Source organism: Mesorhizobium sp. LSJC285A00 (assembly GCF_000503155.1).
GTDB lineage: Bacteria > Pseudomonadota > Alphaproteobacteria > Rhizobiales > Rhizobiaceae > Mesorhizobium.
This window is the reverse complement of the sequence record NZ_AYVK01000080.1, coordinates 1-8975: the sequence shown is the minus strand read 5'-3', so window position 1 is coordinate 8975 and position 8975 is coordinate 1. Positions and strand designations below refer to the sequence as shown.

Sequence of the window (8975 nt, the reverse complement as noted above, 5' to 3'; positions counted from 1 at the left end):
CTCGCCTGCCGCATGCCTGCTGGCCGGCCTGGCAACGCTGTCCGGCCCGCGCCACGGTGGCGCCGGCGAAGCGGTGATGCAACTGGCTGAAGATGCAGCAGCCCACGGCGCGGATGCGGCGATCCGGCGCTGGCTCGGCCATGACCGGCCCTTGCCGGCGTTCGGCCATCCGCTCTATCCCGACGGCGATCCCCGTGCCACCGCACTTCTGGCAGTCATCCCTGTCGACGAGACGCTGCAACAGCTGCAAAAAGCCGCTATGGCGGCGGTCGGTGCCCAGCCCAACATCGACTTCGCCCTGGCCGCACTAACGCGCGGCCTTGGCTTGCCGCGCGATGCACCGTTCCAGCTGTTTGCGCTTGGACGCAGTGTCGGCTGGGCCGCGCATATGGTCGAACAGATCATTAGCGGCAGCATCATCAGGCCGCGTGGCCGCTATGAGGGACGCGTGACTTAAGCCGACCTGGCCGTGTTCCCGAACCGCGCACGGTACGCGACGGGCGTCGTGGCGAACTGCTGACGAAAATGATGCCGCAGCGTGCCTGCCGCGCCAAAGCCGGCGGTCTCGGCAATGCGTTCGATCGGCATGGCGGTGTCTTCCAGCAGCGTGCGCGCCCGCGAAAGCCGTTCCGACAGCAGCCAGCGCGCCGGCGTGACGCCGGTTGCGGCCGCAAAGCGGCGCAGAAACGTCCGCTCGCTCATCCCGGCAAGCTCGGCCAAGATGGCGACGGGATAGTCGGCGGAAATATCGGCGCGCATCCTGTCGATCAACGGGCCAAGCCGGCTGCGTTCGTGCGGCTCGGGAACGGAGCTCTCGACATACTGCGCCTGGCCGCCGTCGCGATGCGGCGGCACCACTAGGCGACGCGCCACCATGTTTGCCGCCTTGGTGCCGAAGTCGCGCCGGACCAGATGCAGGCAGAGGTCGATGCCCGCGGCACTGCCGGCGGAAGTCAGGACATTTCCCTCATCGATGTACAGGATATCCGGAACCACGGTGATGTCAGGGTAGAGCTCCGTCAGCTTCTCGCTATAGCGCCAGTGCGTCGTCGCTCTTTTGCCCGCAAGCAGGCCGGCCGCCGCAAGCACGAACACGCCCGAACAGATCGAAAGAATGCGAGCGCCGCGCTCGCTCGCCTTCCGCAGCGCCTCGATCAGCGCCGGCGGCACCGGAGCCTCCGTTCCGCGCCATCCCGGTACGATCACCGTGCCGGCCTGGCCGATCAGATCGATCCCGCCGTCGGCAACAATACGCACGCCGCCCACCGCGCGCATTTCACCGCCATCGATCCCGGCAACGGCAAAACGGTACCAATCCTCACCCATTTCCGGCCGGGGCAAGGCGAAGATCTCAACCGCCACGCCAAACTCGAACGTGCACAGCCCGTCATAGGCAACGGCAACGACAAGAGGGTTGGCAGGGCGCGGATTCGCAGAGGATGGCATGATCTTGACGATATATGGCAAAGCTGCCAGCTGCAATCGCCCTGCTTCCTGTCTTATCTCTCCGTCGCATCAGCAATGGAGATCCGAGGATGAGCTACGTGACAGACATTGCGGCGGCCTCGCCGGATATCGCCCGCGACCATTTTCTGCGCCGGCTTTCCGTCGAGACCGACTGTTCCGACGTCGCCGCCGCACTGCGTGCCGGAGAGCCGGACTTTGTTCTCCTGCATGTGGTCGGTTCGCCGGAAGCCTATGGACGCCGCCATGTGCCGGGCGCGCTGCATCTGCCCCACCGCGAAATATCGGCCGGGCGGATGGTGCAATGGCCCGAAAGGACGCTGTTTGTCGTCTATTGCGCGGGACCGCATTGCAATGGCGCGGATCAGGCGGCCTTCAAGCTGGCCAGCCTCGGTCGTCCCGTGAAGATCATGATCGGCGGCATAACCGGTTGGCAGGACGAGGACCTTCCTTTCGCTTCAGGCAAGGAGCCCGGTGTTTTGCACGCGTGAGGCCACGCGATATGGTCGGCCTTGAAGACTGAGCAAGCATGCAGAAGGCGATGGTTAGAATTCGTCCATTCGAGCGCCAGGATGTCGGTGCGGTGCTCGCCCTCATGCGGGCGCTAGCTGTCTTCGAGGGTTATGACGACAAGCTTCGCGTCACCGAAGCGAACCTCATCGAGCACGGGCTGGGACCATCGCCCCGGTTCGGCGTGTTGGTGGCGGAGCGAGAGGGCGTGATCGTCGGCATCGCCGTCCACTACCTCATCCCCTGGACCTACGACCTGAAGCCGGTTGTCTGGCTGAAGGAACTCTACGTCACTGAAGCGACGCGCGGCATGGGGGTCGGCCATGCGCTTGTTGAACAGCTTCGCCAACACGCTTTGAGCATTGGCGCCTCCGCCATCAAATGGACGGTGCTGAAATCCAACTCGCCGGCCAAAGCCTTCTACCGCTCGCTCGACGGCCAGCCCGACGATATCTGGGAACCGTGGCAGCTGAAAATCGACCCGTAAAAGCCGCCTCACCAAACTGAGGCGTTCGATCATGCAGCGGTCGCTTACGACATGGTGTCAAGCTTGCGCTGCATGGCGGCGATCTGTTGCTTCAGTTCCTGAAGGTCGTCGCCGCTCTTTTCCGGGACATCCTTGCGGGCCGGCTCGGGTGCAGCCGCGGCCGCAGCATTAGTGGCGGCGGTCGGGAACGGCGTGAACAGGCGCATCGCGTTCTGGAACATTTCCATGTTGCGGCGCGTCTGCTCTTCCAGCGCCTTGATCGGCGTGGCGATCTTCATCACATCCAGCGGCGACTTGCCGATCGCGCCCTTCATCTGCTCGCGGAACCGCTCCTGTTCCTTGGAGAAGGCCATCATCGACTGTTCGAGGAAGCTCGGCACGATCTGCTGCATCTGGTCGCCATAGAAAGCGATCAGTTGGCGCAGGAACGGGATCGGCAGCATGTTCTGCCCATCCTTGTTCTCCAGTTCGAAGATGATCTGCGTCAGCACCGGATGGGTAATGTCGTCACCGGTCTTGGCGTCCTGGACGGTGAACTCCTCGCCCTTCTTGACCATCTCGGCCAGATCCTCGAGCGTCACATAGGTGCTGGTGCCGGTGTTGTAGAGCCGGCGATTGGCATATTTCTTGATAATGATAGGGTCGTCTTTCGCGGCCATCAGCATCCTCCCGGGACACCGGCGCGCCTGAGTAAGCCGCCGGTAACGATTGCGCCATTTTTAAGGATATGCGCAAAAGCTCTATAATTCCAAGCGCTTTGTGCAGTGCGGCATCATTTATTGCTGCATGGCGGGCTAATTATGCTGCGCAGCAAAGGTCGGGCGATCGCGCCGGCCGCTCGCGCCCTGCCTGCAGCGCTTGGCCGGCATGCCCATTTCCGGTTTGACTTGGGGTGTGGAACGGGCAAGAAAAGTCCCAACAAGCCCCAAGAACACGACACCTCGAAGTCTGGAGAGAAAAATGTCCGCTTCCAATTCAATCGTCGTTGCCAGCGCCGCACGCACGGCTGTCGGCTCCTTCAACGGCGCCTTCGCCGCCACCCCGGCGCATGAACTTGGCGCCGTCGTCATCAGGGAACTTTTGGCGCGCGCCGGCGTCGAGCCGGGCGAAGTCGACGAGGTCATTCTCGGCCAGGTGCTGACCGCCGCGCAGGGCCAGAACCCCGCCCGCCAGGCGTCGATCAATGCCGGCCTGCCCAAGGAGACCACCGCCTGGGGGCTCAACCAGGTTTGCGGCTCTGGCCTGCGCGCCATCGCGCTCGGCATGCAGCAGATCGCCGCCGGCGACGCCACGGTGATCATCGCCGGCGGCCAGGAATCGATGTCGCTGTCGCCGCATGCCGAGCACCTGCGCGCCGGCGTCAAGATGGGCGACTACAAGATGATCGATACCATGATCAAGGACGGGTTGTGGGACGCCTTCAATGGCTACCACATGGGCAACACCGCCGAGAACGTCGCCCGCCAGTTCCAGATCACCCGCGACGACCAGGACCAGTTTGCGCTGGCCTCGCAAAACAAGGCCGAGGCCGCGCAGAAGGCCGGCAAGTTCAAGGACGAGATCGTCGCCTTCACGATCAAGGGCAGGAAGGGCGACACTGTCGTCGACCAGGACGAGTACATCCGCCACGGCGCCACCATCGACGCCATGTCCAAGCTGAAGCCGGCTTTCGACAAGGACGGCACCGTGACCGCCGCGAACGCGTCGGGCATCAATGACGGCGCCGCCGGCGCGCTGCTGATGAGCGAGGCTGAAGCCACAAGGCGCGGCATCACCCCGCTGGTGCGCATCGCATCCTGGGCGACGGCCGGCGTCGATCCGGCGATCATGGGAACCGGACCTATTCCCGCCTCGAAGCGGGCGCTCGAGAAGGCCGGCTGGTCGGTCAAGGACCTCGACCTTGTCGAGGCCAATGAAGCCTTCGCCGCGCAGGCCTGCGCCGTCAACAAGGGCATGGGCTGGGATACGTCGATCGTCAACGTCAATGGCGGCGCCATCGCCATCGGCCATCCGATCGGCGCGTCGGGCGCCCGCGTCTTCAACACGCTGGTTTTCGAGATGCGCCGCCGCGGCGCCAAGAAGGGCCTTGCCACGCTGTGCATCGGCGGCGGCATGGGCGTCGCTCTGTGCGTGGAAGCGCTGTGAACAAGAAGTGAGTAGTGAATAGGGAGTAGTGAATAGGGAAGAAGGAGCAGCGCGGCGGGATATCGATCCCTACTCGCTATTCCCTACTCCCTATTCCCTTCTTCCGACCAAAGGGAGGAAGAACTTTCAATGACCAAAGTAGCGCTCGTCACCGGTGGATCGCGCGGCATCGGCGCCGCCATATCGATCGGCCTGAAGAATGCCGGTTACACCGTTGCCGCCAACTATGCCGGCAATGACGAGGCAGCGGGGAAGTTCAGCGCACAAACCGGCATCAAGGCCTACAAATGGTCGGTCGCCGACTACGACGCCTGTGCCGCCGGAATCAAACAGGTCGAGGCCGATCTCGGCCCGGTCTCGGTGCTGGTCAACAATGCCGGCATTACCCGCGACGCCATGTTCCACAAGCTGACGCGCGAGCAGTGGAAGGAAGTCATTGACACCAATCTGTCTGGGGTCTTCAACATGACGCATCCGCTGTGGGGCGGCATGCGCGACCGCAAATTCGGCCGCGTCATCACCATTTCCTCCATCAACGGCCAGAAAGGCCAGGCCGGCCAGGTCAACTATTCCGCCGCAAAGGCCGGCGACATCGGCTTCTCGAAGGCGCTGGCGCAGGAGGGCGCGCGCGCGGGCATCACAGTCAATGTCATCTGCCCCGGCTACATCGCCACCGAGATGGTCAAGGCGATCGACCAGAAGGTGCTGAATGAACGCATCATCCCGCAGATTCCGGTCGGCCGCCTCGGCGAACCGGAAGAGATCGCGCGTTGCGTCGTCTTCCTCGCTTCCGAAGACGCCGGCTTCATCACCGGTTCGACCATCACAGCCAATGGCGGCCAGTATTTCGCCTGAACGACAGCATTTCGCCCGGTAGGACGGGCCGGCTTATGGCCCGTTTTTTCATCGCCGGCCGGCGATGTTCCCGGGCTGCGCGCTAGACATTGACCCGTTCCGGCACGCAAAGATTAACGATTTCCAGGCGCCCTGTGCAAAACCCCGGTTCGCAAGCTGTGAATTCTCGGTGGACAAGCTGTGGATAACACAACATGTTGGGGTGAACAAACCAGGAAAATCCCGCCATCGCTGATTCGTCGCCGATTCGTTCCGGCTTTTAGCGCAACGTTAGCGACCAAGGCCGAAAATCACCGGCAAATGGTTAAGGCCGATTAAGAAAATTCAACAATTTCATAATGTTGGCCGAGGCGTATCGGATCACGACGATGCCCCGCCGGCAAAGGTTAACGCCAATGGTCGCCTTGCAGGAATCGGGCCAGTTTCCGCGATTCAGCATATGGTGAGACTCAGGCTCGCAAAATCCACATGTAGCCGTGAACAAAAGCTGAATCTGCCGGAGTCACTGATTCGTCGCCGATTCGTTCCAGACTCGTTCCAACTGTTAATTGAGACCTCAAAGACGACCGTGGGATTGCCGGCCGGAACATTCCGCTTTCGCTTCGCGCCTGAAATCCCTATGTGTCGCCTGTCATACGCGCCACGCGAGGCGCGCTCCCGACAACACGATGCAGAAAGCCTCATCTCCAGGCCGATGAACATCCAGCCGAAACACACCGAGCCGCTGATCCTGTCGGGCCGCGACGTGACTGCCGTGCTGGGTCCGACCAACACCGGCAAGACCCATCTCGCCATCGAGCGCATGGTGGCGCATGAGAGCGGCATTATCGGCCTGCCGCTCCGCCTTCTGGCGCGCGAGGTCTATGCCCGCGTCTGCGAAAAGGTCGGCGCCCACAAGGTGGCGCTCATCACCGGCGAGGAAAAAATCCAGCCGCCCGGCGCGAAATATTCGGTCTGCACCGTCGAAGCCATGCCGCGCGAGACCGACGTTGCCTTCGTCGCCATCGACGAGGTGCAGCTCGCCGGCGACCTCGAGCGCGGCCATATCTTCACCGACCGAATCCTGCACCTGCGCGGGCGCCAGGAAACGCTGCTGCTCGGCGCGGCCACCGTGCATGGCATCCTGCAAAAGCTGCTGAGAGGCGTCTCGGTGGTGACGCGCCCTCGCCTGTCGCACCTGGCCTATGCCGGTTCGAAGAAATTGACCCGCCTGCCGCGGCGTACGGCGATCGTCGCTTTCTCCGCCGACGAGGTCTATGCCATCGCTGAGCTGATCCGCCGCCAGCAAGGAGGAGCGGCGGTCGTGCTAGGCGCGCTGTCGCCCCGCACCCGCAATGCCCAGGTGGCAATGTTCCAGGCAGGGGACGTCGACTATCTCGTCGCCACCGACGCCATCGGCATGGGGCTCAACCTTGATCTCGATCATGTCGCCTTCGCCCAGAACCGCAAATTCGACGGCTACCAGTACCGCAACCTGACGGCGGCCGAGCTCGGCCAGATCGCCGGCCGCGCCGGCCGGCATCTGCGCGACGGCACCTTCGGCGTCACCGGCCAGGTCGATCCGCTGGACGAGGAACTGGTCAAGCGCATCGAGGGGCACGAGTTCGATCCGGTGAAGGTGCTGCAATGGCGCACCGCGCATTTCGACTTCGCCAGCCTCGACGCGCTGAAGCGCTCGATCGAGGCCAACGCGCCGGTCGAAGGCCTGACGCGCGCGCTGCCGGCGGTCGATGCGCAGGCGCTCGAACATCTCTCCCGCGACGAGGACATCCGCGCGCTGGCTACCAATGCCAAGCGCGTCGCGCTGCTGTGGGAAGCCTGCGCGTTGCCGGACTACCGCAAGATCGCGCCGGCCCAGCACTCCGACCTGATCGCTTCTATCTACACCGACCTCGCCAAACACGGCCATGTCGACGAGAACTACATGGCCGAGCAGGTGCGCCGCGCCGATACGACCGAGGGGGACATCGACACGCTGTCGCACCGCATTGCGCAGATCCGCACCTGGACATTCGTGTCCAACCGGCCGGGCTGGCTGGCCGATCAGGCACACTGGCGGGAAAAGACGCGCGAAATCGAAGACAGATTGTCGGATGCGCTGCATGAGCGGTTGACGAAACGGTTTGTAGACCGCAGGACTTCCGTCCTCATGCGGCGCCTTAGAGAAAATACAATGCCTGAAGCCGAAATCAGTCCTACCGGAACCGTCCTTGTCGAAGGCCATCATGTCGGCGAGTTGCAAGGGTTCCGTTTCACCGCCGACCAGAGCGCCGGCGGCGAAGACGCCAAGGCCGTGCGCACGGCAGCGCAAAAAGCGCTGGCCGCCGAGTTCGAGGCACGTGCCGAACGCTTCGGCGCCTGCGCCAATGGCGACCTTGCGCTTGGCTCCGACGGCACGCTGCGCTGGATCGGCGCGCCGATCGGCACGCTGGTTGCCGGCGAGGACGCGCTGAAGCCGCGCCTGGTGCTTTTGGCCGACGAGCAGTTGACCGGTCCCGCCCGCGACAAGGTCGCCGCGCGCGCCGAGCGCTTCGTCAATTTCCAGATCGAATCCTTGCTGAAGCCGCTGGTCGACTTGAAGAATGCCGAGCAGATCGCCGGCATCGGCCGTGGCATCGCCTTCCAGCTCGTCGAGCATTTCGGCCTCATCAACCGCCGCGACATCGCCGAGGAAATGAAGTCGCTCGACCAGGAGGGTCGCGCCGCCTTGCGCCGGCTCGGTGTGCGCTTCGGCGCCTACCACGTCTTCGTGCCGGCGCTGATCAAGCCGGCGCCCGCCGGACTGATCACGCTTTTGTGGGCGCTGAAGAACGACGGCAAGGACAAGCCCGGCTTTGGCGACGTCGTGCACGCGCTGGCCTCCGGCCGCACCTCGGTGGTCATCGATCCGGCTTTCGACAAGAGCTTCTACAAGCTCGCCGGCTACCGTAATCTCGGCCGCCGCGCCGTGCGCATCGACATTCTGGAACGGCTGGCCGACCTGATCCGGCCTGCGACCAACTGGAGGCCCGGTCTGGGACAGCGCCCGGACGGCGCCTATGACGGCCAGTCCTTCATGGTGACGCCGCCGATGATGTCCATCCTCGGCGCCACCGCCGACGACATGGAAGAGATCCTGAAAGGTCTCGGCTATCGCGCCGAGCCGAAGCCGCCGGCAGAGGTCAAGGCGCGGCTGGAAGCACAGGACAACGCGGCGCGGGAAGCGGCTGCCGCCAAGCTGGCTGCGGACGCGGCTGCAAAAGCTGAACAGGCCAAGGCGACGGAAGCCGCTGCAAGCGAAGCCGTCGCTGAAGCGCCGGCCGTTGGATCGGAGCCGGATGCGGTTGCCGCCGCTGAGCCTGCGGCTGAGCAGCCCGTCGCCGAAGCCGCAGCGGAGGCTGTTGCTGCGGACGCTCAGCCGGGCGCGCCTCCCGAGGGTTCGGAGCCAACTGCGGCCGTTGAAGCCACCGCCGAAGCTCCAGCCATCGCGGAAGCAACGGCAGAGCCCGTCGCGGAAGAACAGGTCGAAGCTCCC

8 protein-coding genes are annotated in these 8975 nt (G+C 64.0%); 6 read left to right on the top strand and 2 right to left on the bottom strand.

What is annotated here, in order from left to right:
* A partial coding sequence (locus tag X726_RS137695; protein WP_023673837.1) for a citrate/2-methylcitrate synthase occupies window positions 1–457 on the top strand: 457 nt, incomplete at its 5' end.
* On the opposite strand, the gene ftrA is transcribed toward X726_RS137695, so the two are convergent.
* A complete protein-coding gene (gene ftrA, locus X726_RS137700) occupies window positions 454–1467 on the bottom strand; it encodes a transcriptional regulator FtrA (RefSeq protein ID WP_023673836.1) in 1014 nt (337 codons plus the stop codon). The two genes, X726_RS137695 and ftrA, sit on opposite strands and share 4 nt — an antisense overlap.
* Window positions 1468–1535: 68 nt before the next feature.
* Between ftrA and X726_RS137705 the strand changes: the two genes are divergently transcribed.
* Both X726_RS137705 and X726_RS137710 read left to right on the top strand, forming a co-directional pair.
* Window positions 1536–1955, top strand: coding sequence for a rhodanese-like domain-containing protein (locus tag X726_RS137705; protein WP_023673835.1), 420 nt, complete (start codon window positions 1536–1538; stop codon window positions 1953–1955).
* A 50-nt stretch (window positions 1956–2005) separates the two neighbouring features.
* Window positions 2006–2461: a GNAT family N-acetyltransferase gene (locus tag X726_RS137710; protein WP_031194243.1), complete on the top strand. Its 456-nt coding sequence runs from the start codon at window positions 2006–2008 to the stop codon at window positions 2459–2461.
* Window positions 2462–2505: 44 nt separating this feature from the next.
* Here the strand turns inward: X726_RS137710 and phaR are convergent, their stop codons facing one another.
* On the bottom strand, window positions 2506–3120 hold the full coding sequence (gene phaR, locus X726_RS137715; RefSeq protein ID WP_023685813.1) for a polyhydroxyalkanoate synthesis repressor PhaR: 615 nt from the start codon (window positions 3118–3120) through the stop codon (window positions 2506–2508).
* A 301-nt stretch (window positions 3121–3421) separates the two neighbouring features.
* Between phaR and X726_RS137720 the strand changes: the two genes are divergently transcribed.
* From X726_RS137720 to X726_RS137730, 3 genes are all read left to right on the top strand, one after another.
* Window positions 3422–4606 (top strand): acetyl-CoA C-acetyltransferase, encoded by a 1185-nt coding sequence (locus X726_RS137720; protein ID WP_023673832.1) that lies wholly within the window; start codon window positions 3422–3424, stop codon window positions 4604–4606.
* 129 nt (window positions 4607–4735) lie between these two features.
* Window positions 4736–5461 carry an acetoacetyl-CoA reductase gene (gene phbB, locus X726_RS137725; protein ID WP_023673831.1) on the top strand — a complete coding sequence of 242 codons (726 nt, stop codon included), beginning with the start codon at window positions 4736–4738 and terminating at the stop codon, window positions 5459–5461.
* 694 nt (window positions 5462–6155) lie between these two features.
* A partial coding sequence (locus tag X726_RS137730; protein WP_023673829.1) for a helicase-related protein occupies window positions 6156–8975 on the top strand: 2820 nt, incomplete at its 3' end.

Bases quoted from the DNA above. Each gene is read 5' to 3' on its own strand.
- X726_RS137705 (WP_023673835.1), top strand. From the start codon at position 1,536: ATGAGCTACGTGACAGACATTGCGGCGGCCTCGCCGGATATCGCCCGC.
- X726_RS137710 (WP_031194243.1), top strand. From the start codon at position 2,006: ATGGTTAGAATTCGTCCATTCGAGCGCCAGGATGTCGGTGCGGTGCTC.
- phaR (WP_023685813.1), bottom strand. From the start codon at position 3,120: ATGGCCGCGAAAGACGACCCTATCATTATCAAGAAATATGCCAATCGC.
- X726_RS137720 (WP_023673832.1), top strand. From the start codon at position 3,422: ATGTCCGCTTCCAATTCAATCGTCGTTGCCAGCGCCGCACGCACGGCT.
- phbB (WP_023673831.1), top strand. From the start codon at position 4,736: ATGACCAAAGTAGCGCTCGTCACCGGTGGATCGCGCGGCATCGGCGCC.